17 protein-coding genes are annotated in these 26,308 nt (G+C 58.4%); 11 read left to right on the forward strand and 6 right to left on the reverse strand.

All coding sequences use genetic code 11. The annotated features are described in order from the left end of the window. The first annotated feature begins 49 nt into the window (after positions 1 to 49). Genes ACA049_RS07630 through cdiI form a run of 3 tightly spaced genes read left to right on the forward strand, consistent with a single transcriptional unit; the run spans position 50 to position 13,949 of the window. A complete protein-coding gene (locus ACA049_RS07630) occupies positions 50 to 1,756 on the forward strand; it encodes a ShlB/FhaC/HecB family hemolysin secretion/activation protein (protein WP_497334379.1) in 1,707 nt (568 codons plus the stop codon). Between the two features lie 24 nt (positions 1,757 to 1,780). Beyond that, positions 1,781 to 13,573 (forward strand): two-partner secretion domain-containing protein, encoded by an 11,793-nt coding sequence (locus ACA049_RS07635; protein ID WP_497334381.1) that lies wholly within the window; start codon positions 1,781 to 1,783, stop codon positions 13,571 to 13,573. Positions 13,574 to 13,589: 16 nt separating this feature from the next. After that, the gene (cdiI, locus tag ACA049_RS07640; protein WP_497334383.1) at positions 13,590 to 13,949 is read left to right on the forward strand and encodes a ribonuclease toxin immunity protein CdiI; all 360 of its coding nucleotides are present in this window, start codon (positions 13,590 to 13,592) and stop codon (positions 13,947 to 13,949) included. 549 nt (positions 13,950 to 14,498) lie between these two features. Here the strand turns inward: cdiI and ACA049_RS07645 are convergent. Then, the gene (locus ACA049_RS07645; protein ID WP_497334385.1) at positions 14,499 to 15,512 is read right to left on the reverse strand and encodes an IS110 family RNA-guided transposase; all 1,014 of its coding nucleotides are present in this window, start codon (positions 15,510 to 15,512) and stop codon (positions 14,499 to 14,501) included. 78 nt (positions 15,513 to 15,590) lie between these two features. On the opposite strand from ACA049_RS07645, the gene ACA049_RS07650 reads away from it, so the two are divergent. Beyond that, positions 15,591 to 15,782 (forward strand): hypothetical protein, encoded by a 192-nt coding sequence (locus ACA049_RS07650; protein ID WP_497334387.1) that lies wholly within the window; start codon positions 15,591 to 15,593, stop codon positions 15,780 to 15,782. Positions 15,783 to 15,788: 6 nt separating this feature from the next. Here ACA049_RS07650 and ACA049_RS07655 read toward each other — a convergent pair whose 3' ends face one another. After that, the gene (locus tag ACA049_RS07655) at positions 15,789 to 16,523 is read right to left on the reverse strand and encodes a DUF899 domain-containing protein (RefSeq protein WP_497334389.1); all 735 of its coding nucleotides are present in this window, start codon (positions 16,521 to 16,523) and stop codon (positions 15,789 to 15,791) included. Positions 16,524 to 16,701: 178 nt separating this feature from the next. Here ACA049_RS07655 and ACA049_RS07660 point away from each other — a divergent pair, with 178 nt between their 5' ends. Continuing rightward, positions 16,702 to 17,091, forward strand: a complete 390-nt coding sequence (locus tag ACA049_RS07660; RefSeq protein WP_497334391.1) for a transcriptional regulator — start codon at positions 16,702 to 16,704, stop codon at positions 17,089 to 17,091. 125 nt (positions 17,092 to 17,216) lie between these two features. Here the strand turns inward: ACA049_RS07660 and ACA049_RS07665 are convergent, their stop codons facing one another. The 3 genes from ACA049_RS07665 to ACA049_RS07675 form a co-directional block, all read right to left on the reverse strand. Beyond that, positions 17,217 to 18,086 (reverse strand): DUF6279 family lipoprotein, encoded by an 870-nt coding sequence (locus tag ACA049_RS07665; RefSeq protein WP_497334393.1) that lies wholly within the window; start codon positions 18,084 to 18,086, stop codon positions 17,217 to 17,219. Between the two features lie 78 nt (positions 18,087 to 18,164). Beyond that, on the reverse strand, positions 18,165 to 18,881 hold the full coding sequence (locus ACA049_RS07670) for a TorF family putative porin (RefSeq protein WP_497334395.1): 717 nt from the start codon (positions 18,879 to 18,881) through the stop codon (positions 18,165 to 18,167). Between the two features lie 219 nt (positions 18,882 to 19,100). After that, on the reverse strand, positions 19,101 to 19,289 hold the full coding sequence (locus ACA049_RS07675) for a PFL_1563 family small protein (protein WP_017337097.1): 189 nt from the start codon (positions 19,287 to 19,289) through the stop codon (positions 19,101 to 19,103). A 352-nt stretch (positions 19,290 to 19,641) separates the two neighbouring features. On the opposite strand from ACA049_RS07675, the gene ACA049_RS07680 reads away from it, so the two are divergent. The 4 genes from ACA049_RS07680 (at position 19,642) to ACA049_RS07695 (ending at position 23,738) form a co-directional block, all read left to right on the forward strand. Further along, positions 19,642 to 20,478 (forward strand): CvfB family protein, encoded by an 837-nt coding sequence (locus ACA049_RS07680; protein ID WP_497334397.1) that lies wholly within the window; start codon positions 19,642 to 19,644, stop codon positions 20,476 to 20,478. Positions 20,479 to 20,520: 42 nt separating this feature from the next. Next, the gene (locus ACA049_RS07685; protein ID WP_497334399.1) at positions 20,521 to 20,913 is read left to right on the forward strand and encodes a DUF2177 family protein; all 393 of its coding nucleotides are present in this window, start codon (positions 20,521 to 20,523) and stop codon (positions 20,911 to 20,913) included. Positions 20,914 to 21,197: 284 nt separating this feature from the next. Then, entirely contained in the window at positions 21,198 to 22,643 is a 1,446-nt protein-coding gene (locus tag ACA049_RS07690) for an NCS1 family nucleobase:cation symporter-1 (RefSeq protein WP_497334401.1), read from the forward strand. Positions 22,644 to 22,805: 162 nt separating this feature from the next. Continuing rightward, the gene (locus tag ACA049_RS07695; protein WP_438657585.1) at positions 22,806 to 23,738 is read left to right on the forward strand and encodes a DMT family transporter; all 933 of its coding nucleotides are present in this window, start codon (positions 22,806 to 22,808) and stop codon (positions 23,736 to 23,738) included. Here the strand turns inward: ACA049_RS07695 and ACA049_RS07700 are convergent. Continuing rightward, entirely contained in the window at positions 23,683 to 24,864 is a 1,182-nt protein-coding gene (locus ACA049_RS07700; protein ID WP_497334403.1) for an MFS transporter, read from the reverse strand. The two genes, ACA049_RS07695 and ACA049_RS07700, sit on opposite strands and share 56 nt — an antisense overlap. Before the next feature lie 103 nt (positions 24,865 to 24,967). Between ACA049_RS07700 and ptrR the strand changes: the two genes are divergently transcribed. Both ptrR and ACA049_RS07710 read left to right on the forward strand, forming a co-directional pair. Continuing rightward, complete coding sequence (gene ptrR, locus ACA049_RS07705) at positions 24,968 to 25,861, forward strand: putrescine utilization regulator PtrR (protein WP_497334405.1); 894 nt, start codon at positions 24,968 to 24,970, stop codon at positions 25,859 to 25,861. 139 nt (positions 25,862 to 26,000) lie between these two features. Beyond that, positions 26,001 to 26,129 (forward strand): PA1414 family protein, encoded by a 129-nt coding sequence (locus tag ACA049_RS07710; protein WP_007914492.1) that lies wholly within the window; start codon positions 26,001 to 26,003, stop codon positions 26,127 to 26,129. Positions 26,130 to 26,308: the final 179 nt, after the last annotated feature.

Genomic DNA, 26,308 nt, shown 5'->3' on the forward strand with positions numbered 1-26,308 from the left:
AGTATCGCGCCACTATTGTGCTATCAGTCTCTATTTCGAGGGATCGAACATGTACCCACCCGCCCTCGCGGCGAGGTTGTGCCTGGCTTTGCTGTGCCTTTCTCCCCTGAATCTTGCTCATGCCGCCCCGACTCCCGGGGAGACCGACCTCATCCGCGAACGCCAGGATCGCCTGCTCGAAGAGCAACGTCGGCGTCTCGAAGAACTCAAGGAATTACCCGGCAAGGAAGTCAAACCCACCGCACCGACTGCGCCCGCCGACACCCGTTGCTTCCCCATCAAGGACATCGAACTCAAAGGCGCCGACAGCCTTTCCGAGCGCGAGAAAAACCGTCTGCTCAAGCCTTACATCGGCCAATGCCTGGGCGTCACGCAGCTCAACGAACTGCTGAAAGTCATCACCGATCACTACATCGAAAAAGGCCTGGTCACCAGCCGTGCCTATTTGCCGCAGCAGGATTTGTCCGGTGGGCATTTGAAGGTGCTGGTGGTCGAAGGCAAGCTCGAAGGGTTGAAAGGCGCGGAGGGCAGCAAGCTGTCGGATCGCGAGTTGGGCATGGCTTTTCCCGGCAAGACCGGTGAGCTGGTCAACCTGCGGGAAATCGAGCAACTGGTCGATCAGCTCAACCGTTTGCCGTCGAATCAGTCGCAGATGGAATTGGCGCCGGGCAAGAACGTCGGCGGCAGTGAAGTGTTGGTCAAGAACACCCCACAAAAGCCCTGGCGTGCCGGGTTGTCCCGCAGCAACGATGGCCAGCGCAGCACCGGCGAGCAGCAGTGGGGCACGACATTCGATTGGGACAGCCCGTTGGGCCTGGCGGATCAGTTGAATCTGCGCGGCGGTCACGATGCGATGACCGACCACCAGCACACCTCCAACAACGCGCTGCTCAATTACAACCTGCCGTGGGGCTGGTGGAACTTCAATTACACCTACAGCCAGAGTGAATACCGCTCGCAGGCGCAGGCCAACGGTTTCAACTTCAAGCAGACCGGCGACAGCGAAAACCATCAACTGCGCGCCGAGCGGGTGATCCATCGCGACGCCGTGAGCAAGACCTCCCTCAACACTGGCCTGTCGTACCTGCGCACCAACAACTTCATCGAAGACAGCAAGCTCAAGCTGAGCAGCAACCGCATCAGCGAAGCGCAGTTCGGCATCAATCACGGTCGGCGAGTCGGCAGTGCGTTCGTCAACCTTGACCTCGGCATGCAGCAAGGCATCGGCGCGTTCGATGCGCAGGGCAACGGTCATCCGGGCCCCGGCGAACCGGACGCGCGCTACCGTAAATACACCGCCACCGCGAGCTACCTGCAACCGTTCAAGGTGTGGGGCGAGTCGTTCAGTTTCAGCAGCCTGATGACCGGCCAGCGCAGTGAAGACGTGCTGTTCAGCCCGCAGCGCACCAGCCTCGGCGGGCAGTCGTCGATCCGAGGCTACAAGGATCAATCCTTGTCCGGCGACAGCGGCGGTTACTGGCGCAACGACCTGCGCTGGAGCCGGCCGGTGACCCTGGAATGGCTGCGCCCGGTGTTCGCCGAATACGGCACCAGCCTCGGTTACGACCAGGGTGTGATTCGTGGCGATCGCTACAACGGCGATCAGCACGGACGCCTGTCCAGCAACTCGGTAGAGGTGTTCGCTCGCGGTCAGCACCTGGCCGCCAGCGTGACCTTTGCTCATTCCCTCGAACGTCCAGACACCTTGACCGAGCGCGAAGCGCCGATCTATTTCCGCCTGGATTTCTTCCTCTAATTTCGCTGCATCGAGACCTTCGACATGGACGCCCGTCAATTCGCCTTCCTGAGCCGTCAGCCTTCTTCTGCCGTGAAAACCCGCGAGCACTTTTGGGGCATGCCCAAGCGCGGACTGGCGTTCCTGTTGGCGAACGTGATGTTCTGGCAACCGATGTGGGCGCAGGCGGAAGGGATCGTCGTGGCCTCGCCGGGTACCAGCCTCGGCCAGGCGGGCAATGGCGTGCCGATCGTCAACATCGCCACGCCCAATGGCACCGGCCTGTCGCATAACCAGTTTCACGATTACAACGTCGGCACCCAAGGCGTCATCCTCAACAACGTCGCCAACCAGACCGGCGCGACGCAATTGGGCGGCATCATCGTCGGCAACCCCAACCTCACCAACCGGGTCGCCGCGCAAACCATCCTCAACGAAGTGGTCGGCGGCAGCCCGAGCCAGTTGCGCGGTTACACGGAAGTGGCGGGGCAGTCGGCGCGCGTCATCGTGGCGAACCCTTATGGCATCAGCTGCAACGGGTGCGGTTTCATCAATACCCCGCGTGTGACGTTGACCACAGGCAAACCGGTACTCGACAACGGACGTCTGGATCGCTTCCAGGTCGATCAGGGCAGCGTCTCCATCGACGGCGCCGGGCTCAACGCCAACAACGTCGACAGCTTCGAAATCATCACCCGCAGCGCGAAGATCAATGCCGAAATCCAGGCGAAGAACCTGACCATTGTGGCCGGTCGCAACGACGTCAATGCACAGAGCCTCAACGCCACCGCCCGAGCCGATGACGGCAGCGCGAAACCGCAACTGGCCATCGACTCCTCCGCTTTGGGCGGGATGTACGCCGGGGCGATCAAACTGGTCGGCACCGAGGCCGGAGTCGGGGTGAAACTGGCCGGCAACCTGGCCGCCAGTGGCGGTGATATCCAGATCGATGCCAATGGTCATCTGAGCCTGGCGCAGACCTCTGCTGCCGGCGCGGTAAACGTCAAAGCCGCCAGCCTCGACGCCCAGGGACCGGTCTATGCGGGCACGGCGCTAAACGTGCAAACCCAAGGCAACCTCACCAACCAGCAAACCCTCGCCGCCCGCGACAGCATCGCGCTCAGCGCTGGCGGTCAGTTGACCAACAGCGGCGTCATCGAGGCCGGGGTCAACGCCGACAGCGGCCGCAATGCCAATGGCGATGTCAGCCTGGCGGCGCAGAACCTTAACAACAGCGGCAAAAGCGTAGTTGCCAGCCGCAACCTCACCGTCAACACCGCACAGACCTTGAGCAACCAGGGCGGCACGCTGAGCGGACAAACCACCCGCGTCACCGCCGCAACGCTCGACAATCAGCGCACCGGGCGTGTGCTGAGTAACAGCACGTTGAGCCTCAATGCCAATCAGGTGTTCAACTCGCAAGGCTTGATCAACAGTTCGGGCGACTTGACCGCCAACATCGGTCAGCTAAACAACAACGACGGTGAAATTTCCAGCAACGGTCTTACCCGGCTCATCGCAACAACCGTACACAACCGCAGCGGCCAGATCCTGGGGGACCTGGGTCTGAACATCGACCTCAGCGGCGCGTTGGATAACCGCGATGGCGTGCTGGGCTCCGGCACCGCCGTAACGATCACAGCCGCCAGCCTCGACAACCGTGACGCAGGCGTCGTGGTCAGCGATGGCAGCCTCAATGCACACATCACCGGTTTGCTGGACAACCGCAACACCGGTGAAATCACCGCCAAGGGCGCCGTCGATGTGCGCACCGGCAGTCTCGACAACCGCGGTGGCAAAGTCATCGGCAAAAACACGCTGGCTGTCGACAGCGCTTCCGCCGATAACCGCGGCGGGGTGATCCAGTCTGATGCGCAGATGAACCTGCAGATTGGCCAATTGGACAACCGCGACAAAGGCTTGATCAGCAGCAAGGCCGGCATCGGCTATGTCGGCACACGCCTGGACAACAGCGGCGGCCTGCTCAGCGCTGCCGGTCCGGTGACACTCAACGCCAGCGAAGTGCAAAACGCCGCTGGGCGCCTCTCAAGTCAGGGCGATCTCACCGCCGTCATCGGCCTGCTGCAACAACAGGGCGGTGCATTGGTCGCCCAAGGCAACCTGAGCCTGACCGGCACTTCTCTCGATAACCGAAATGGCGGTCTGGTCGGCACCACTAAAGCGCTGACACTCAATGTCGGTGACATCGACAACCGCGCAGGCGAAATCTCCAGCAGCCTGCTGTTAACCATCAACGGCCAGCGTCTGGACAACAGCGATGGCGGCAAGGTGTTTGCCGCCACGGACCTGGCATTGACCGTTGCCAACCTGATCAACCAGAACAAAGGCTTGATCGTCGGCAAAGGCACCACGACGTTGACCGGCACTTCGCTGGACAACAGTGGCGGTACGCTCAACAGCCTCAACGGTCTGGTGATCACCCTCGACGACGCCTTGCTCAATCTCGACGGTCTGATCAGCAGCGAAGGGACGTTGACCATCAATGCGGGCAGCGTCGACAACAGCGCCGGAAGCCTGAGCAGTGCCGGTGCGTTGTCCGTGACCAGCCGTGGCGCACTGCGCAATCTGGGTGGTTCGATCAGCACCGACAGTACCTTTAAGCTCAATAGCGCCAGCCTCGACAACAGTCAAAAAGGTCTGATTTACGGCAAAGACGCCGTGCACGTTGTCACCGGCCATTTCGATAACAGCCAAGGTGGGCACCTCACCAGTGGTTCGACGCTGGACCTGACAGCCAACCAGGTCAACAACGCCGCCGGGCGGATCGCCAGTCAGCAAGCGTTGACCGCGTCCGTGACCGGTCTTGATCAGCAGGGTGGCGAACTGTTCAGCAAAACCAGCCTGAGCCTGGACTTGAACAATGGTCAGCTGAACAACCAGAAGGGATTGATCAACGCGCCCGGTGCGTTACTGCTCAAACAACTGAACGGTGTGAACAACCAGGGCGGTGAAATTTCCAGCGCGGAAGCCTTCACGCTGGCCGCGCAGAACCTCGACAACAGCAACAAGGGCAAACTGCTGAGCAATCAGGGCCTGACCCTGCGCATTGCCCAGGCGCTGAACAACGTCAAAGGCGCGATTTCCGCCGCGTCGATCGATAGTCAAAGCGACAGCCTCGACAACACGGAAGGTTTGATCAGCAGCCGGGATCGGTTGGCATTGGAAGCCAATAACCTCCTGAACAACCCGAAAGGCACTGTCGTTGCCGACGGCGAATTGCTCCTGACGGCCAGCACCGTTGACAACCGTAACGGCGAGATTGCCGGTAAAGGCGAAGCGACGGTCAAGGTCAAACACCTGGATAACCAGCAAGGCAAGCTGATCACTACCGGCACGTTGCAGGTCACTGCCGACACACTCGATAACCGCCAGAACGGTCTGTTGGGCGCCACCAAAGACGTAACCCTGACGGTCGATGATCTCGACAATCGCGGGGGCGAACTGACCACCAACGCCGATCTGACGATCACCGGCAAAAAACTCGATAACAGTGATGGCGGTAATGTGACTGTCGGCAAGGCGTTGACGTTGACGGTCGATCAGTTGCTCAACCGCAACAAAGGCATGATCGACGCCACTGGCGCATTGAATTTGCAGGGGCGTTTACTGGATAACAGCGGTGGCAACCTTGTCACCCTGCAGAGTATGAGCCTGAAACTGACGGGCGCTTTCGACAACATCGACGGGCGTGTCAGCAGCGAGTCGGCGCTTACCGTCAACACTGCACAACTGACCAACACCAACGGCAGCCTGTCCAGCGCAGCTGACCTGATGCTCACCAGTGACGGCAGCATCGCCAACCAGGGCGGTGCGGTCGTGACCGACGGCGCACTCACCCTCACCAGCGCCAGCCTCGACAACCGCCAGCAGGGCAGCATCAGCGGCAAGGGTGCCGTTTCCGTCACCACCGGCGCGTTCGATAACAGTCAGGGCGGACAACTCACTAGCGCCAGCACTCTCGATCTGGTCGCCGGCCAGGTCACCAACCAGGATGGCGGGCGCATCGGCAGCCAAGGCGCGTTGACGGCGAGTGTCACAGGGCTGGATCAACAGGGCGGCAAACTGTTCAGTAACAGCAGCCTCAGCCTCGACTTGAACAACGGTCAACTGAACAACCGGAACGGACTGATCAACGCCCCCGGCGCATTGCTGCTCAAACAACTCAGCGGCGTGAACAACCAGGGCGGGGAAATCTCCAGCGCCGAAGCGTTCACGCTCGCCGCACAAAGCCTGGACAACAGCAACAACGGCAAACTGCTGAGCAATCAGGGCCTGACCCTGCGCATCGCCAACGCGCTGGACAACGTCAAGGGCCTTGTCGGCGGTGCAACGCTCGACGCCCGCGCGGGCACGCTGAACAACGGTGGCGGTACTTTGAGCAGTCGCGCCGATCTGGATCTGACGGTGACCGGCCTGGTGCGCAACGATGACAAAGGCCTGATCAACGCCGTACAAACGCTGAAACTGAACAGCGCCGACCTGAACAATCAGAGCGGTAGCCTTCTCGGTGGTGCGGCAGTCATTCTAAATGCCATGGCCCTGAACAACCGCGATGGCGGCTTGATCAACAGTCAGGGCAACCTGACCCTGACCGCCACGACGCTGGATTCGAGCAGCAACGGTGAAGTCTCGGCCAAGGGCGATATCGACCTGAAGCTCACGTCCTTGACCCAGAACGGCGGACGCGTGCTGGGCGATAAAGCGGTATCCGTTGACCTGGCCAACGGCGACCTCGACAACCGCAATGGTTTGATCACAGCCAAGGGACCGCTGAGCCTCAATCGCCTGCGCGACCTCAACAACCAGAAAGGCGAAATCTCCAGCGACCTCGGCTTCAATGTCATCGCTCGTGCGATGGACAACAGCGCCGGCAGGCTGGTCAGCAGCCAGAATCTGACGGTCAGCGGCTCCACCCTGGTCAACCAGAAAGGGCTGATCTCCGGTTGGCAGGGTTTGACCGTCAAGGGCGACAGCCTCGACAACCGTGACAACGGCACTCTGTCGAGCCGCAGTGGCAACGTTGCCGTGGAACTCGATGGTGTGTTGCTCAACAGCAATGCCGGCGCACTGGTGAGCCAAGGCAGCCTGAGCGTCAAAGCGGGCAGCCTGGATAACAGCGACAAAGGCATCCTGAGCAGTGCGGCGGGGCAGACCCTCATCGTCAAGAATTCACTGAATAACAACCTGGGTGGCCTGATCGACAGTGGCGCCGCTCTTGATATAACTAGCGCCGCATTTAACAACGCTGGCGGCACGATCAATGCGAAGCAGGCCATTACCGCCTCCGCCACCGCCTTCGATAACCGGGGTGGACAGGTTGCCGGCAATGCCGCGATCACCCTGAATCTGCTCGGTCGCTTGAGCAACGACGGCGGCAAACTGGCCGGCACCGGTCCGATGCTGATCAAGGGCGTCACAGATCTCACCAATCAGAATGGCCAGGTCGCCAGCCAAAGCACGCTGACCCTGTTGACCGGCTCCCTGGATAACAGCAACAACGGCACCCTGGCTGCCAACGACACTTTGTCGATCACCGCCAGTGGCGCGGTGCAGAACAACGCCAACGGTCTGATCTACAGCAAGAACGCCAGTCTGCAAGTACAAGCGGCCAGCCTGGCCAACGGTAAAGGTGTAGTCCAGAGCCAGAACGGACTGACCCTTGACGTCAGCGGCGACCTCGATAACCAGAGTGGCAAAGTCATCGCCGAAAATGGCGACGTCAGCGTTAAGGCGGCCAACATCGATAACCGCGGTGGCGTGCTGTCGAGCATCAAAGGTGCCCTTGAAGCGCGAACCGTCGGCGTGCTGCGCAACGGTTATGACCTCAATAACAATCGCCAGGGCGGGATCATTCAAGGTCAACGCCTGACCCTGTCGGCACTGGCCGGTATGGACAACAACGGCGGACGGATCTCGGCGCAAGGCTCTGACGCCAACATCACCACGGCAGGTTTTGACAACCGCAACGGCGTGCTCTACGCCAAGGGGCTGGTCGGCGTCATTGGTACCAACCTGGACAACAGCGCCGGTCAGATCGCCGGTAACAGCATTGATCTCAACCTCAGCGGCGCCTTGAACAACGGCACCGGTATTGTCGAAAGCGACACCACGTTGACCGTCAAAGCGGCCAGTGTCGACAATCAGAACGGTCGGCTTCGTTCCCTCGGTAATACGGGTACAACCAGCTTCCAGATCGGTGGCCTGCTGGACAACCGCAACGGCATGCTGGAGACGGCCAACAAGGATCTGACCGTTGCAGTGGGCAGCTTTCTGAACGCCGGTGGCCAACTCAATCACGTCGGTCGTGGCCGGTTTGATATCTCCACCGCCAACGTCATCAATGCTGGCGGTGGCATCACCACCGGCGGCACGCTGGACCTCAACGTCGATACCTGGAGCAACTCCAGTGTCATCCAGGCTGGACGACTGAACGTCAACGTCAACAACTTCAGTCAGACGACCAGTGGCAAGATGCTGGCTTCGGAATACCTGCAAGCGCGCGGCGGTAACTGGACCAATGAAGGTCTGATCGCAAGCGACGGTGTCGTGGACATGCAGTTGGGCGGGAGTTACAGCGGCAATGGGCGGATGTCGAGTCTCGGGGCTCTTTCCCTGACCGCAGCGCAAGTGAACCTGAGCGCAGCGGGCAGCATTGCCGGTGGCTCGGACTCGGTGATCAAAGTGGGCGGGCAACTCAACAACTCGGGGCGCATCACGTCGGGGGACGGTTTGCTGGTCAATGCCGGGAGTGTAGCCAACTACGGGACATTGGGGTCGGCTGAGTACCTGGATATCAATACCGTGTCACTGCTCAATGATAGAGGGCTGATTTTCAGTGGCGCCGACATGACGCTGAACGTCGGCACGTTCACCAATCAGAACGGCGATATTTACGGTCTGCGTGATGTTGTGGTGAGAGGGTATGGCGGAGCGGCCCAGGCCACACAGGTGTCAAACATCTCTGGCTCGATGGAGAGCGGCGGGTCATTCACGCTTGATGCCGGTTCATTCGCCAACCGCACCTCGGGCGACGACGGCACACAGAACTTTGCCCTGAACCGCACGCTGGTCTCCGGCTTTATCGCCGTTCAGTGTGGCGATTGTTCGGGTGGCACCTATGACGTTAATCTCATTGCCCGTGAGGTCTTCGAGGGCGGCCAGGACAATGACACCACGGCGTCTTCCTTGCTGACGGCTGGCGGTGATTTCATTTTCAATGGCGGCGAATTCCTCAACAGCAAAAGTACCCTGGCCGCGTCCGGCAACATCACCATCAATGCCAACAACATGAGGAACGTCGGCGCGGTCAGCGGCAGCATCGAGCGTACTCGTATCTTCCGCACCGGCGGGATCGACTCTGGCTCGTTCAACGTTTTCATGCCGGAGGTGGTGGCGTACAACCAGCGCAATAACCCTGATTTTCCGAATGTCTATTACATCGACGGCACCGGGAATTTTGCCCAAGGTGTCGTTTCATCCGCCACCGATCGTGAGAAGGGCCATGATGGCGGCACGATCAGGGTGGTTGCGATCAAGGACTCTGTAACGAACAAGTCTGTCAGCGACCTCACCCTGTCCGGGTATGCGTGGGGCAACACCAGCCCGCAATCTCTATACGATCCCAACAACCTTGTACAAATGCCGACCCGGTTGCAGGGATTTGCGCTGACGTCTGATGTAGAAATCGCCCGTGACGGCAGCAGCCCCGCATCGAGTCGCAACGCGGTCATCCAGGCGGGCGGCAACGTATCGATAACCGCCACCAAGGACCTGCAAAACAGCGTCATCCACGAAGACTACGGCTCCACCGGTGGCGCCAACAAAGTCGCTGACACCAAGGCCAGCGGCACCGGCACCACCGTCATCAGGCTCAACAACCAGTTGCCTCCCGACCTCGCCCAGCAGCAAGTCAACCCGCTGAGCCTGCCCGGCTTCTCCTTGCCGAGCGGGGACAATGGTCTGTTCCGACTCAGCAAAGAGGGGGCGAGTGACGTTGTGGTTGCCGACATGCAGCCCTCTTCGGGTTGGTCCGTCGGTGGTGAAAACGTCAACACCCAGGATCATCTGACGCAAGGCACCATCGCTGGACCGCGCAATTTGCTGGTCGATAGCCGGACGTTTGTCTCCACCAGCGATCGCGCCGTCGACCCGGTCAGACGCCCTCCGAGCGTGACGGCGGGCGTCGCCAGCACGCTCGACGTTTCCGTGACGTCAAGCCGTCCGCGCACGGGTGGACTGGGTAATGACATGAAGGACTCGGTTGACACCCGTCCTGTGACCCGCGTCACCGGCCTGCCAGACGTCAAACCGTCAGCCAACGGTCATAAATATCTGATCGAAACCAACCCGGTACTCACCGACCTCAAGCAATTCATGAGCTCGGACTACCTGCTGGCCAACCTTGGCTACGACCCTGACAACAGCGCCAAGCGCCTGGGCGACGGCTTGTACGAACAACGCCTGATTCAACAAGCGGTAGTCGCCCGCACCGGCCAGGCCTTCATCGATGGCCAGACCTCCAACGAGGCCATGTTCAAGTACCTGATGAACAACGCCATCGCCAGCAAGGACGCATTGAATCTGTCGATGGGCGTGACCCTCACGTCCCAGCAAGTTGCGGCCCTGACCCACGACATCGTCTGGCTCGAAGAGCACGAAGTGAACGGCGAAAAAGTCCTGGTGCCGGTGCTGTATCTGGCGCAGGCCGACGGTCGTCTCGGGCCTACCGGGGCATTGATTGCGGGTAACGACGTCACGCTGATTGCGGGGCAGAACCTCGATAACGTCGGGACGTTGAAAGCGACCAATAACCTGTCGGCGACGGCGGGCAAGGATCTAGTCAATAGTGGGCTGATTCAGGCGGGTAATCGTCTGGACCTGTTGGCAGGCAACGACGTCATTAACAAATCGGGCGGGATCATTGCAGGTCGTGATGTCACCATAAAAGCGATTCTTGGTGACGTGCTTAACGAGCGCACCATTACTTCGCAAGACAGCAACACGCGTTTTGGTACGCAAAATCACGACTTCGCTGACAGTGCCGCACGCATCGAAGCCGCCAATGACCTCAGCGTCTCGGCGGGACAGGACATCAACAATTTCGGTGGCGTGTTGCAAAGCGGCCGGGACATGGACCTGAATGCCGGCCGAGACCTCAACGTGTCCTCGGTGCAGGTCACCAACAGCGTGGTGCACGACAGCAAACATAACAGCAGCGACATCACTCAGTTGGGTGCCAGCATCAACGCCGGTCGCGATCTATCTGCCCAGGCAGGACGCGATATCAGCGTGATCGCCAGCCAGGTCGATGCCAAGCGCGACATCGCAATGACGGCGACGGAAAACCTGATCATCAGCTCGGCGGCGGATGAAGAACACTCACTGTCCAAAAATAAAAAGCTCACCGTACAGGAAGACCACATCAGACAGGTCATGTCGGGTATTACCGCAGGCGGCGACGTGGCGCTGAGCGCTGGTGACAATATGGCCGTGGTATCGAGCCGTATTACAGCTGGCGACGAAGCGTACCTGGTGGCGGGCGACAGACTCGACATCCTCGCCGCGCAGGACACTGACTACTCGTTGTATGACAAAAAGAAAAAAGGCTCTTTCGGCTCGAAAAATACCAAGCGTGATGAAGTCACCGATGTGAAAAACATCGGCAGTGAAATCAGCTCTGGCGGCAACATGGTACTCGTCAGCGGCGGTGATCAACATTATCAGGCCGCCAAGCTCGACAGCGGTAATGACTTGACCATCAACAGCGGTGGGGCCATCACCTTTGAGGGCGTGAAGGACCTGCATCAAGAGAGCCACGAGAAGAGTAATTCCAACCTGGCCTGGAACTCGGCCAAAGGTCGAGGCAATACCGACGAGACACTGCTCCAGACGCAAATGATCGCCAATGGCAATCTGGTGATTCATGCCGTCGAAGGCTTAAACATCGATATTAAGGACATCAATCAGAACACCGTCAGCCAGACTATCGATGCAATGGTCAAGGCTGATCCGGGGCTGGCCTGGCTCAAGGACGCCGAGAAACGTGGCGATGTTGACTGGCGCCTGGTGAAGGAAACCCACGACGCCTTCAAGTACAGCAGTTCGGGAATGGGGGCAGGGGCGATGTTGGCGGTGATTATCATCGTCAGCGTCCTGACCGCGGGCGCTGCCAGCGCTGCGGTAGCATCTGCCGGCAGTGCAATGGGGGCCGCTGGCGGAACTCTGGCAACGACAACGGTCGCGGCTACTGCGACAACGGCTGCGGGCCTGGGCAATATCATCGCTACGGCGGTGCTGACTTCCATGGCCAGTACCACCGCCGTCAGTACCATCAATAACAAAGGCAATCTGGGAGATACGTTCAAGGACGTGTTCTCGTCGGAAAATCTGAAAGGTTATGTGCTTGCCGGTGTTACAGCAGGCATCGCTGCCAAGTTTGGTTTTACACCCACTGAACTGAGCTTCGACCTGCCAAGTGCTCAGACCGTTGCCATCAAGGCCACGGCCGACGCTTTTGTAAAAACGGCGATCATGGGCGGGAGTCTGAAAGACAACCTGGTGGCGTCGGCACTGGGTTCGGTCGTCAGCATTGCAGGGGCGGTGACAGCCAACAAAATTGGTGACATTACCGTTTTCGAAGACGGCAAGCTTTCCAAAGTTGTCATGCACGCTGCGCTGGGCGGGTTGATGGCGGAGGCAATGGGCGGGGACTTCCGTACCGGGGCGATTGCCGCTGGGGCGAATGAGGCGCTGGTTGATTTCCTTGCGGACAATCTACTTCCCAAGGGTATGGACACCAACAGTCTTGAATACCGCAACGGGGTCAGCAATTTGCTGGCCGCCTCGCAATTGGTAGGTGTGCTGACGGCAGCATTTACGGGAGGGGATGCCTCTGTCGCGTCAACGGTGACGTCAAATGCAACGCAGTACAACTATCTGAATCATGCCGAAATGCAGGAGCTCGCCAAAGCGCTGAAAACCTGCAAAGCGACCAATTCGTGTGACGGAGTTGCCACTAAATACTTCGAGAAGCATCTGGCGAACGAGCAGGTTCTGAAAGAGGTGTGTGCGGTAGATATGAAGAGCTGCCAGAAAGCCGCGCTCGATATCTACAACACCGTGTTGGGTTATCAGCAAGGTGACTATGATGTTGAACTACCTCCCGACCTCCAGCGCATTTTTGATTCCTTTCACCAATTTAATATTGATTCAAAAGTGGTTCCGACAGTGGCGATCGCCATGCCAAGTGCGGAAGCCTTTGCTCAATCGCTGGGGCTGGATATCACTGATGCAAAAGTAAAAGTCATGGTCGGTACCATTGCTACATTTATCGCAGGTAAAGCGATCGCGTCTTATGGCGGGAAAGGTGTCGCAACTTTTCCGGACGGCATGAGTGTCAATCCGAATATCAAATATCACTTGAGCGAGTTTGATGGTTTTTCACAGAAAAAAGGTATCGGCGGAGCCCACAGCCTGGACGATTTCTCGAAAGCAGCCACTGACAATGGTGTGAAGATCGTTGGTCAGGAAGCGTCATTTACGAATGGGATCTCTACGATTAAATATCAGATTCCGTCCAAGGATAGTGCGGGTAAAGTGACGGGCTACAAAGACGGAGTGTTTACCAAGACTGTGTACGATCCGAAAATCATCACCGAGCAAAAAATGCTTGAACTTGGGCAGCAGGCAGCCGCTGATGGTTACGTTAACGCCATGACCAGAGGCATGAATGCCTATAATGGTGAGGCAGGCGGTATCAAGTTCAGGATTTATCTGGACCCGACTACCGGTACGGTACGTAACTTCCACCCGAGATAAATTGAGGGGTAAAGCGGTGAGCGAATTATTTGGTCAGCCCTACGATCGTCGGGATTTACATTGGGTCGTTGAAGCCTATTTCGATCGGATGTACGACGATGGAAGATTCGTTGAGGCTTTGGAACATATTGTCAAGCGGTGTGGTTTTAGTACGGATGGCGCGTATTGCAGTTTTCCCGATATGAACAGTTATTTTGAGGAAGACCATTTTGAAGGTGTCAGATTTTCCAGTGGGTATCTTTTGGAGGAGGATATAACAGTAGTTGTAAGTGACGAGAAGTTTAGTGAGTTTCTAAGACTTGCTTGTGATAAGTACTTAAAACGTCACCCAGGAGAGACATGGAAAATAAGTGAGCTGTTGGGTTCCTCGAACTAAGGAGGAACGCTCTAGTCCTTTGGGTGGCCAAAGTGTTGCCCTTTTCACTTTGAGCCTATTCGTCCCCGTATCTGGCACTTTAGTACCGCGCGCACTATTGTGCCATCAGTCTCCATTTCGAGGGGTCGAACATGGGGTAAGGGGACACCCATTAGCCGGTCTCGAGTCAAGGCTAAAAGCCAACTTGCCCTGCAGCTCTTGCTGCAGGGTTTCTCCTATAACTAAACCCGACTGGTTGAACCCGTCGTATCCGTTTCCTCATCGTTGGCTAAGACCAAGTCGTGCCTGACACCCATGTGGATCAAGCGGTAGCGATACACCTAGCACCGCCCTGGCAGTCAACTGCCCCAGAGAAACGTTGGTGCCGCCAAATGTCCAAAACGTGTCACAGATCTGTGGTTCGTGCAAAAGCACGTCCAGTCTCGACGGGCTCACTTGGCAGACGACCCGATTACAACACACTCAGGCGGTGACAGCCGGCCGCCACTCAGATTTTATGGCTTACGCCAGTCCCTTTTTGGTTGATCGGCCATCACCTTAACTCGCCCTTCAGGCGAAACAGCGCTTGGCATCAAATGGCTGTTTCTCCTTCAAAATGTGGTAACTCGCCCGCGCCAGTTTGTGCGCCAGTGCTTTGGTAGCGACCACGGCGTTGGTCTTGGCTTTCTTTTTCTCAAAAAAACGTTTGGCGTCCGCACTGAAGCGTCGCGCAAAATTGGCCGCTTCGATAAAGGCCCAGATCAAGTAAGCGTTGCCGTTCTTGGTGTTACCTTCGCCCTTTTTCTTGCCGTTGGAGTAATGCGCACTCTTTACGCAGCGGGCATAAGAGGCGAAGTTGCCGACATCGGCAAAGCGCTCTATATCGCCGGTTTCCAACATGATGACCGTGGCCAAGACTTCGCCAACTCCAGGCATCGTTTTCAATAAACAGAACTCGGGGCGCAGGCTGACTTCATGCAGCAATCGCTCCTCGATAACATCAATTTGAGTCTGTAATGCCTGGACAATGGCGATATTGGCTTTCATCGCCAAAGCCACCTCCGTGGACAGGCCCAGCCTGTCCACGGAGGTGGCTGACAGGCTTTTGACTTCATTACAGGTCAGGCGGTGGCCAGACTGACGCGCCATGATGTTTTCAGCGGCCAGAATGTGCTGTGTCCTTTTGCGTACCAATTGAATCCGTTTACGTGCCAGATCGCGCAGCGCTCGCTCTTGTGGCGGATGAATATAGCCAGTGGGTAATATCCCTAGCCTCAGCAAATGCGCCAGGAACGCTGCATCATCCTTATCGTCGGAATGCTTTAAGCCGTTGTAGCGTTGCATCGCCACCGGGTTGGCCAGTTTTACCTCGAAGCCTGCCGCCTTCAGGCCGTCGACCAGCCAATACCAGTTGTACGTAGACTCGACCACGACGCCGAGCAATTCTCCACGGTGTGGTTCGAGTAGCGGGAGGATTTGCGTCAACTCATTGGGGCAACGTCGGCTGATCAAAACTCGGTCCGTTTCGTCGGTAACCACAACAACGCTGTTGTTCGAATGCAGGTCTATGCCACAGAATTTCATCACGGCCTCCTCACAGCAAAAGTCTAAGTTCGCACCTTGAATTTTGCGCCACCTCCGTGAGGTGGGGAGGCCGGCCAGATGATTCTCAGATTTATTTGTTTGGCGAACAATCACGAACACCACTTCGAGCGAGTGGTCGAGGGCGACGGCAGTCGCTACTACTTCAACTGGCTGTTCGATTGCCGCTACTCGGTGTACACCACGGCCGATGGTGTGATCCGGTCGTGGCGGTTCGAGACATCGCGGCCTGAAAGTTGTTATGTGTTCTAGCGCTCACTATCCCCCATGGCAGCAGCTGGATGACGTCTTGTCGTCGTATTTGTCGTGGTGCTGCACCCACTCCATGATCTCCTCTTCATTCCTGCCCTTGGGCGTCAGGTCGAGGTAGTTGTAGGCGCCGACCAGCAGGTCGAGACCACGGGCATAAGTGGAGTAGGTGTGAAAGATTTCGCCGGCTTCATTGCGATAAAACACGCTGAGGCCGGGGAGTTCTTCTTCGGCGCCGTCGGACTTTTCGTAGTTGTAGGTGGCTTTGCCGGCCGCGACGTCTTCGGCTCGGGCGGAGACGCCGAAGTCGTAGTTGAAATCGCAGCCTTCTGACGACACCCAGTCAAATTTCCAGCCCATACGCCGTTTGAAGGCCTGGAATTCGGCGAACGGTGCGTGGGAAACCGCGACCACTGCCACGTCGTGATGGGCCAGATGCTGGTTGGCGCCGTCGATGTGGTCGGACAGGAACGAGCAGCCCGGGCAGCCTTCGTCCCAGCCGGCAGCGAACATGAAGTGGTAGATGACCAATTGGCTGCGGCCACCGAACAGGTCGGCGAGTTTCAGTTCGCCGTTCGGGCCCTGGAAGTGGTAGTCCTTGTCGATTTTTACCCAAGGCAGGGCGCGGCGTTCGGCGCTGAGCTTGTCGCGTTCCTTGGTGAAGGCTTTTTCGTGGGCCAGGTGTTGTTTGCGGGCGGCGAGCCATTCTTCGCGGGACACGACGGGATGATTCTGAACGTTCATCAGGTTTTCTCCTTCGCAAGGCTGGGAGGTGACTTACACAGCCTAGTCGTTTGACCTGCGCCCAATTCGACATGCCGTCGGTCGGCAGCCGCAAAAAACTCGGCTGAACGGCTGCGCGCGGTGCCGGTCACAACTTAAGAAGGCCATCTCACTCACAGGCTTTGGAGGTTGAATCAGGATGACAACTTACAACTGGGATTTGATTGAACGCTTGCTGCACGAAGTGCAACACGGTGAGGCCAGTTTCACGCCGCGCCCGTATGCCGAGCAGTACGCTGCGGAGAAAGCGTCGGAAGGCGAAGAGACTGAAAACCTCGATCACCTCAAAGCGGTGGCCGGCGAGTACGAAAAGTTACTGCTGGCGCGCGGTTATATCGAGTCTCGGCCAGAAGAGCAGGGCGGAACCGGCTCCAATTACATTTTGACGCCGCGGGGCTCGAGTTTGTTGAGCCTGATCGACAGCAGCATTCCGGGTAATGATCATCCGCGGCAGGTATTGGATGAGCAGGAAGATGCGCTGGATGAGGTGACGTTTGATGAGGTGGCGTCGAAGGCTCAGATCGCCTGAAGACCACCGGTTACCAATGTGGGAGCGGGCTTGCTCGCGAAGGCGCAGTGTCAGGCAATTATGATGTTGACTGACACTGCGCCTTCGCGAGCAAGCCCGCTCCCACAGTTTGATTTGGGTTGTGGCTAGCCCTGTTGCGCGGCTTTCAGGCATTTCAGATCGTTGAAATCCTTGCGAACCCCTTCAATTTTCTTCAATAAGCGCTGGCGCTGTACCGGCGTACTCTCAGCCATCAAATCCACAAACAAGCTTCGTGCCTGCGCTTCGGTATTGGCGTAGGCCTGACGGTACGCCGGTGTCCATAAACTCTCGCGATTCACCAGAAGCGTCTCGATGCGCTGTGGGAATTCCGGACTCTGGCGCTGCGCAACGGCCGCACTGAACTGCTTCTGCCAATGGACCCGGTTGGCAATCCATTGTGTGTTCTGGTCACCCAAGGCGTTTGACCAAGTCACTACCCGTTGTTGCTGGGTCGGGCTCAGCGGACCCAGCCAGTCATTCAGGCGTTTTTCCATGCGCTCAGCGCGCTGCTTGATCTGCTGATCGAGAGACGGTTTAACGTAATCCTCCTGGCGTTTGCGCTGATCCTTGGCGAAGGCGTCGTTCATTTCCGCGACTTGTTTGTCATCCAGCCCCTGCAACAGCTCGATGGCCGAGGGTGTGATTTCCCGGGCGGTCTGGGCGATGGCGGCTTTGGCTTCCTGGGTGCGGGTCTGCAGCGCGGCGTCGGTGACCTGATTGGTCTCGACCATGGTCTGCAAGCGGTCCAACCAGTCGAGATAACCCGGCAGTTGCGTGGTGCAGTGCCAGCTCAAGTGTTCCCTCAGGCGCTCGTTGAACCAGCCTTTCTGTTCGCCGTTCATGTCCAGGTAGTCGCTGAGCGTCCACGGAATGATCACGTCGAGGTTGCGGTAGGCCAGGCCCACGCGGCTGCACGCGCCAAGGGCGAGGCTAAGGGTGATGATGACGGCGAGATACTTCAACCAGCGCGACATGGGCGAATCCTTGCGAAAGCCTGGCTTCTTGAGGGGGATTCTTATGTGAACGCAGAATGGGCCCGGCAGTTCAGCCGATCAATAGAAGGCGCGTTCAGCCTTGAGGGTGACCAGCCCGTCGCATTGGCTGTTGTGCCCGGAATAGGCGGAGCAATCGCTGCCGCTGAGGTTTGAGTCGCTGTAGATCAGGTTGAGGTCGACGCCCATGAAGGGGCGGGAAAGTTGCACCGACCAATCGGTGAAACTGCCAATGTACCCACCGTCGACGGACGCCGGCGTGTTGAGCTGGTGGGTGGTGTATTTCATGCTGATCCCGATGCCGAACGGCTGATTGCCGCCCAGGTCGGCGAACACGGTGCTGTTCTGTTTGTCCGGGTCGTTGCTGAACGCAGCGCCGAAACGGCTGCCGAGAAAGGTCAGGCCACCGAACAGCTCCTGACTGTCGAGGGTGTCCACTTTCGGATAGCTGTAGCGGATCATGCCGACTTCGTAGCCGAGGGTATTATCGAAGGGCTGTTTGAAGCCCATGTAGGAGTCGACTTCCAGGTTGGCTCCTGGCGTCAAACCCATGCTCGGCGCCCATTGCCCCACGTAAAAACCACTGTCATGGCTCAGGTCGAGGCCGCCGTGGAACGAGCCGGTGCTGGAAGGCTTGACCAGCCCCTGGGCCATGCTGCGGCTGGGGGTGGTGCCGAGTTTGAGATCGAAGTCGCCCAATTCGCGCTGGAAGATTTGCGCGTTGGCGACCGAACACGACAGCAGGGTGCCGAGCAGTAAATGGGAGGGTTTGAGCATGCGTCACTCCATGACCGCGAGGAGCAGGAACAAAAACCTACTGAAACGCTTGATCTAGACGTGTGCAAGCATACCGGCGAATACTCGGCATTGATGGCCGTTCGTCGATTTTTGAAATATTGGTGTGTTTGGCGGGGTGTTGCGGGGAGGTTCCAGTCCAAGCGCTTCGAAGCTCAAAGCGCTTACGGACCAGGTGACGCGGCGGATCTTTGGGGGGAGTTACTTCTTACCCAAAGTGATCTGCTTGGACGGGCCGAACGTCTGGCCGCTGACGCCTTTGGCAATTTGCTGGATCTCGCCGCCGGACTTGAGGAACGCAGCAATCTGGTTGTTGATCGATTCGCTGGTTTCAACGGCTGGAGCTGGCTTTGCTTTGCTGTTGGATGCTTTTACACGCATGGCGGCCATTAACCTGTAGAAAATTAACTTGGCCAGGCATCGTACAGGAAATACTTGACAATTGCTTGGCAAATATCCCCTCAAAATACACATCGTAGGGGCGTAATTAATCACAAGTTATTGTTCGAAACACGCCCCTAAGCCGCTGTTTTAACTAAGAACGTCGGTCGAAAACTACGATTTTTTGAGAGGCCGACAGGGGGGATGTTCTCCCATTCGGCCTGACGAGCGGCCAAACGCCTGAGGCAAAACCCAGGAAAATGAAGGCCTTCAGAAGAATTTCTGCTGTCACCGGGCTGGCCACGGGAACGCAGCCAGCAAAACCGGGTAGAATGCCGCCCACGCAATGAGGGTATTGGAAATGGCTTTAGTCGGGCGCTACAACAGTTTGCAAGTGGTTAAACACACTAACTTCGGTTTATATCTTGACGGTGGCGCGGATGGCGAAATCCTCCTGCCTAATCGTTATATTCCCAAAGATATTCCCAGCGAAGATGAAGATTGGCTCAACGTTTTTGTTTATCTGGACAGCGATGACAAACTCATCGCAACTACCGAAAAGCCGAAAGTTCAGGTCGGTGAATTCGCCAGTTTGAAAGTCGTTGAAGTCAACAGCATCGGTGTTTTTCTGGATTGGGGCCTGCCGAAGGACCTGCTGCTGCCGTACTCCGAAGAAAAGCGCCAGATGACTGCCGGCGAGTATGTCGTGGTGCACGTCTACCTCGACAAGCACACCCGCCGCATCACCGCGACGGCGCGCCTGGATCGTTACCTCGACAAGACCCCGGCCAGTTACACCCCGGGCCAGGAAGTTGATTTGCTGGTGGCCGAAGCGACCGACATGGGCTTCAAGGCGATCATCAACAACAAGCACTGGGGCCTGATTCACAAGAATGAAATCTTCAAGTTCATGCGCGCCGGCATGGAAGAGAAGGGCTTTATCAAAGAAGTCCGTGCTGATGGCAAGATCAGCCTGAGCCTGCAACCGGTGGGCGAAGAAGCTGCCACTAGCCTCAACTCGAAGATCCTCGCCAAGTTGCGTGAAAACAACGGCTCCCTGCCGGTCAGCGACAAGAGCGATCCGACGGTGATCACCAGCATGTTTGGTGTCAGCAAAGGCAACTTCAAGAAGGCCATCGGTGCGTTGTACAAGAATGGCCAGATCGTCATTCATGCGGATCGCATTGAACTAAGCTGACCTCGCTCCGGCCCCATGTAGAACGATTACATGGGGGTGGTTATGAAAAAAGGGCTGTTTGCCTACGCGGGCACCTTGCTCGCGTTTCTCGTGCTCGACGGCCTCTGGCTCGGCGTGCTGATGGCGCCGACTTATCGGGCGCTGCTCGGTCCGCTGATGCTCGACCAACCGCTGCTGGCCCCGGCAGCGGTGTTCTATCTTCTCTATGTATTCGGTTGTGTGGTGTTCGTGGTGTTGCCGGCGAAGACCTGGCGACGAGCCTCGGCGCTGGGCGCGTTGTTGGGACTGGTGGCTTACGGCACCTATGACTTGAGTAATTGGGCGACGCTGAACGGATGGTCGGCGCAGTTGGCGTTGATGGACATGGCCTGGGGCACGTTGGCCACCTGCGTTGCCTGTACGGTTGGGTATTGGGTTGCGCGAAAGGTGCAGTGATTCCAGTTGCTTTCAATGACGCCTTCGCGGGCGGCAATCATTCATCCAAGTTGTATACAGATAAATGTGCACTGAATGCAGGCATTCATGCCCTGTTGATGGGCGTTCTCTACGCCGAAATCTGTCTGAGACCCCGCTCTGCCTCGTGTGAAAGCCACGACTTGTCACACATCCAATGTCTATGGCACGCATTCTGCCTAGCAACTCGTATACAAACCACGCCAGCTCCCGTGCGCAGTGTGGTCGCCGCATCAATTCCGGGGGCTGCTTCAAGGAGCCCCGCGATGACCGAGCAATTGCCCAACGGCTACAGCCCCCGCCTGTATAACCAGGACTTGGGGCCGGTGCCGCAGAAATGGAATTGGTACAACATCTTCGCTTTCTGGATGAGCGATGTGCACAGCGTCGGTGGTTATGTGTTCGCCGCCAGTCTGTTTGCCCTCGGGCTGGCGAGTTGGCAGGTGTTGATCGCCTTGCTCGGCGGGATTTGCATCGTGCAGTTGATTGCCAACCTGGTGGCCAGGCCGAGTCAGCAAGCGGCGGTGCCGTACCCGGTGATCTGCCGCCTGGCCTTCGGCGTGTTCGGAGCGAATATTCCTGCAGTCATCCGCGGCCTGATCGCCGTGGCTTGGTACGGGATTCAGACGTACCTGGCTTCCAGCGCCTTGATCATTGTGGTGTTGCGATTCTTTCCTGCAATGGCGGTCTACGCCGAACCGCATTTCGCCGGTTTGTCCTACCTGGGCTGGTTCGGTTTCCTCAGCCTGTGGTGCTTGCAGGCGATGGTGTTCTGGGCCGGCATGGAGTCGATCCGACGTTTCATCGATTGGGCAGGGCCGGTGGTTTACGGCGTGATGTTCATGCTCGCCGGTTGGATCGTCTGGCAGGCCGGCTGGAGCAACATCAGTTTCACCCTTGCGGAAAAATCCCTGTCCGGCTGGGAAGCGTTCGGACAAGTGATTGTCGCCACGGCGCTGGTGGTGTCGTACTTTTCCGGCCCTACCCTGAATTTCGGTGACTTCAGTCGCTATTGCCGCAGCATGAAGGACGTGCGGCGTGGAAATTTCTGGGGCTTGCCGGTGAATTTTCTCGCCTTTTCCCTGGTCACCGTGGTCATTGTTTCCGGCACATTGCCGGTGTTCGGTGAAATGCTGCATGACCCGATCGCCACCGTGGCACGCATAGACAACAGCGTTGCCGTGCTGCTCGGTGCCTTCGCCTTTGTCACCGCGACCATCGGCATCAACATCGTCGCCAACTTCGTGTCCCCTGCTTTCGATTTCGCCAACGTGGCCCCGAGCAAAATCAGCTGGCGTGCGGGTGGGATGATTGCGGCGGTGGCCTCGATCTTCATCACCCCATGGAACCTGTTCAACAACCCGGAAGTGATTCACTACACCCTCGACGTATTGGCGGCCTTCATCGGCCCGCTGTTCGGGATTCTGTTAGTGGATTACTACCTGATCAAAAAGCAGCAGATCAATGTCGATGCGCTGTTTGATGATGGCCCCAACGGTCAGTATTACTACAGCGGCGGGGTCAATTGGACCGCGGTGAAAGCGCTGATTCCTGCAACCCTCATGGGCGTGGCCATTGCCTTTACCCCTGTGTTGCAACCGATGGCGAACTTCGCCTGGTTCACCGGTTGTTTCCTGGGGGGCGCCATTTACCTCGTTTTGGCCTGGCGCGAGCAAACACATGCAACCGTGGCAGTGGCTACACCCGGATGACGCAATCGGGAATTTAAAGGTCCCGTCCAGGCGGCATTTTCTGGCCGTTTGGTTAATAATCGACAGCATCATTTTTCGCCCCGGCACTTGTTCAGCAAGCAGGCCGGGGCTTTGTTTTTACTGTCGAGTCACTGCCATGTTTTGTGTTGTCGAGGTCTTCCGGTGAGCGCCACCCGGCGAAGCGCCGATGGGTTTGCCCTGCAAGTGATGATCGGGCTGTGCCTGATCTGGGGCGTGCAGCAGGTGATGATCAAATGGGCGGCGCCCGACATCGCGCCGGTCATGCAAGCGGCGGGGCGGTCGGGTATTTCCGCGTTGCTCGTAGGATTGTTGATCTGCTGGAAGGGCGGCTGGGACCAGGTCGGCAGCACCTGGCGCGGTGGCTTGCTGGCGGGTGCGCTGTTCGGCCTGGAGTTCTTCTTCATTTCCGAAGGCTTGCAACTGACCACGGCCGCGCACATGTCGGTGTTCCTTTACACCGCGCCGATTTTTACCGCGTTGGGCGTGCACTGGCTGTTGCCGAGTGAACGATTGAGACCCGTGCAATGGCTGGGGATATTCCTCGCCTTCGTCGGGATCGCCATCGCGTTTGCCGGTGGCGTGTCCTGGGACAACCTCGATCACCGCATGTTGATGGGCGATGCGTTGGGCGTGCTGGCCGGCGCATCCTGGGGCGCGACCACGGTGGTGGTGCGCGCTTCGCGACTGTCGGAAGCCCCGGTCACGCTGACGCTGTTCTATCAACTGATCGTCGGCTTCGTCGGCCTGCTGCTGATCGCGATCCTCAGTGGCCAGGTGACCCATGTCAGCCTGACCACCGTCGCGGTGGCCAGCGTGCTGTTCCAGGGACTGGTCGTGTCGTTCTTCAGCTACCTGACGTGGTTCTGGTTGTTGCGCCGTTATCTGGCGGCGAACCTGGCGGTGTTTTCGTTCATGACGCCGCTTTTCGGCGTCACGTTCGGCGTGGTGTTGCTGGGTGAAGAGCTGAGCCTGAACTTCGTCATCGGTGCCGTGCTGGTGCTGCTAGGCATCACCTTTGTCAGCGCTGAGCAGTGGGTGCGCCGTCGTTTGCGCAAAGCCCTTGGGCAGCAGTGACCGGACGCAACAGCAGACCACCAGCGACAAGCAAACCGCTGCCGGCGACCACCAGCGCTGGCTGTAAGCCGCCACTGAAATGGCTGCTCAGCGCCGCCAGCAACGGTCCGGCGAGCTGACCCACGGCAAAGCACGCCGTTAGCATCCCGGCGTTGCGTTGAGTGGCGTGGGGTGCCAGTTCCCGGGAGCGTTGCATCACCAATTGCATGCAGGCCAGGAACGGCGTGCCGCAAAGAATCACCCCCAGCGCCAGGCCCGACCCGGTGCCCAGCAGGCAGGCGAAGACGCCGGCGGCTTGCAGCCACAGCGTTGCCATCAGCCACTGGCGAGTGCCATTCGGGGTTTGTCGACGCAGACTGACCAGCAGCACGCCGATGGCCGACGCGAGGCCGAAGCACGGCCAGAACAGGTCGGCCTGCCATTGGCCATGGAACTGGGCGCTGGCCATTTGCGAAAGGAACGTGGCGGGGATGATGTAGCCCAAACCGTACAAACCGTAGATCACACCTAAACGGCCGATGCCTTGATGGCTGGAGGTGCCTGAGCTCGGTGCAGCAACCACAGCGCCGGTCGATTGCGGCAAAAACGGCAGAATTCCCAATAGCATCACCAGGGCGACAACGGCATACACCAGCCACAAGGTGGCTGACGTCTGCCCCAGCAGATTCGAGCCCAAGGCCAACAACCCTGTCAGAAAAATCCCCAAGCCCGGTCCGGCGAATACCAGGGCGCCCAGTCGTGGACGACCCGCTGCCGCTGCCAGTGGCTGGCTCAACGCCGTGATCATCACCAACACCCAGGCGCTGGCGACCCCGGTACCGAAGCGCAGCACCAGGTGCGACCAGAATCCGTTGGCCCAGAACGATGCAAGCGTCAGCAGCACACACAGCCACAACCCACCGAGCAGTCGGCTGCGGACCTGTGCAGGACGGCGAGAGAACATAGCGTCCAGCGCGCCGACGAAGTAGCCGAGGTAGTTGGCGGCGGCAATCAGACCGGCGGCGGTCAGGTCGATCTGACCTTCGCTGAGCAGGTGCGGCATTTGCGGCGTGAGGGCGAAACGGCCGATGCCCATGGCCATCATCAGGGCAATAAAACTGGCGAGTAAGCGGATCAGTGGAGACATGGTCTGGGTTCCGGCAAAGGATCAATGACCGTCAGGCTAGGGCTGATTGACTTTCTTTAAAAATGAATAATAGTGAGTAACTTGTTCTGATTTGGAGAAGATCGTGGAATTCAGCCAGTTGAGGATCTTCCAGGCGGTGGCGCAGGAAGGCTCGATCACCCGGGCTGCCGAACGTTTGCATCGAGTGCCGTCGAACCTGTCGACGCGGCTTAAGCAACTTGAAGAGCAGCTGGGTGTAGAACTCTTCGTCCGCGAGCGTCAGCGTTTGCAGTTGTCGCCTGCGGGAAAAGTCTTGCTGGACTACACCGCCAAGCTGTTCAATTTGCACGACGAAGCCCAGGCGGCGGTGCAGGGCGGGCAACCAGCCGGGGACTTCGTGCTGGGCACCATGTACAGCACGGCGGCGATTCATCTGCCGGGGTTATTGGCGCGTTATCACCGCACGTACCCGGCAGTGAACCTGCAAGTGCAGTCCGGGCCCAGCGGCGAATTGCTTGAAGGTTTGCTCACCGGTCGTCTCGACGCGGCACTGGTGGACGGCCCGCTGGAGCTGGCCGGCCTGGACGGTGTGCCGTTATGCGACGAGCGGCTGGTGCTGATCAGCGAGGCCGATCACCCGCCGGTCCGTAGCGCGCTGGATGTGGAAGGGCGCTCGGTGTTTACCTTTCGTCAGGGCTGTTCCTACCGGATGCGCCTGGAAGCCTGGTTCGCCCATGACCACGCGGCGATGGGCCGGGCAATGGAGATCGAGTCCTATCCGGGGATGCTGGCGTGTGTGATTGCCGGCTCGGGTGTGGCGTTGATGTCGGAGTCGATGCTCGCCAGCCTGCCGGGCCGCGAGAGCGTGGCGGTGCACCCGTTGGCGGAACCGTTTGCTCATGCGACGACCTGGCTGATGTGGCGCAAGGGCATGGTCGGCGCCAACCTGAACGCGTGGATTGAGCAGCAACAGGCGGTCTATCCGTCGGCGCCGATGCAGGTTTCGGCGATTGCTTGAACTATCGGTCAGGTATTTTGATCCATTCAGTAACAGATCATTGCGGATTTGGCCGAGCAATACGTAGGACTTCGGACTATTATCAGTGCGAAGCGGCTACAGAATTCCGGTCGCTCGGCACTACCCTGAAGGGGGCACCATGAAAGAGAAAATCCAAAACTGGCTGCACGATCTGGGTGTTGCACTCGGTTTGATTGAACCGCCTCTGCAACCTGTGCCTATTCGCACTGACGACGAACAGCGTCGACGCCAGCAGCGCCGCCGGTAAAAGCGACGCAGCTGTTGCTGTAGCAGCTGTCGAGCAGCGCGAGGCTGCGTTCGGCGACGAAGTCGTCGTGAAATCAGACGATGCGGTGTGTCAGAAACAGCCAGCGCGCAGGGTTGGCGATTGCAGCGCGGCCGAACGCAGCCTCGTGGTGTTCGGCAGTTCTTACAGAAAAACAGGTG

The organism is Pseudomonas sp. LBUM1662 (assembly GCF_059695915.1).

Coding starts and splice junctions, on each gene's coding strand:
- ACA049_RS07700 (WP_497334403.1), bottom strand. CDS start 24,864: ATGTCTCCACTGATCCGCTTACTCGCCAGTTTTATTGCCCTGATGATG.
- ACA049_RS07655 (WP_497334389.1), bottom strand. CDS start 16,523: ATGAACGTTCAGAATCATCCCGTCGTGTCCCGCGAAGAATGGCTCGCC.
- ACA049_RS07690 (WP_497334401.1), top strand. CDS start 21,198: ATGACCGAGCAATTGCCCAACGGCTACAGCCCCCGCCTGTATAACCAG.
- ACA049_RS07710 (WP_007914492.1), top strand. CDS start 26,001: ATGAAAGAGAAAATCCAAAACTGGCTGCACGATCTGGGTGTTGCACTC.
- ACA049_RS07635 (WP_497334381.1), top strand. CDS start 1,781: ATGGACGCCCGTCAATTCGCCTTCCTGAGCCGTCAGCCTTCTTCTGCC.
- ACA049_RS07645 (WP_497334385.1), bottom strand. CDS start 15,512: ATGAAATTCTGTGGCATAGACCTGCATTCGAACAACAGCGTTGTTGTG.
- ACA049_RS07665 (WP_497334393.1), bottom strand. CDS start 18,086: ATGTCGCGCTGGTTGAAGTATCTCGCCGTCATCATCACCCTTAGCCTC.
- ACA049_RS07660 (WP_497334391.1), top strand. CDS start 16,702: ATGACAACTTACAACTGGGATTTGATTGAACGCTTGCTGCACGAAGTG.
- ACA049_RS07650 (WP_497334387.1), top strand. CDS start 15,591: ATGATTCTCAGATTTATTTGTTTGGCGAACAATCACGAACACCACTTC.
- ACA049_RS07685 (WP_497334399.1), top strand. CDS start 20,521: ATGAAAAAAGGGCTGTTTGCCTACGCGGGCACCTTGCTCGCGTTTCTC.
- ACA049_RS07670 (WP_497334395.1), bottom strand. CDS start 18,881: ATGCTCAAACCCTCCCATTTACTGCTCGGCACCCTGCTGTCGTGTTCG.
- ACA049_RS07675 (WP_017337097.1), bottom strand. CDS start 19,289: ATGGCCGCCATGCGTGTAAAAGCATCCAACAGCAAAGCAAAGCCAGCT.
- ACA049_RS07680 (WP_497334397.1), top strand. CDS start 19,642: ATGGCTTTAGTCGGGCGCTACAACAGTTTGCAAGTGGTTAAACACACT.
- ACA049_RS07630 (WP_497334379.1), top strand. CDS start 50: ATGTACCCACCCGCCCTCGCGGCGAGGTTGTGCCTGGCTTTGCTGTGC.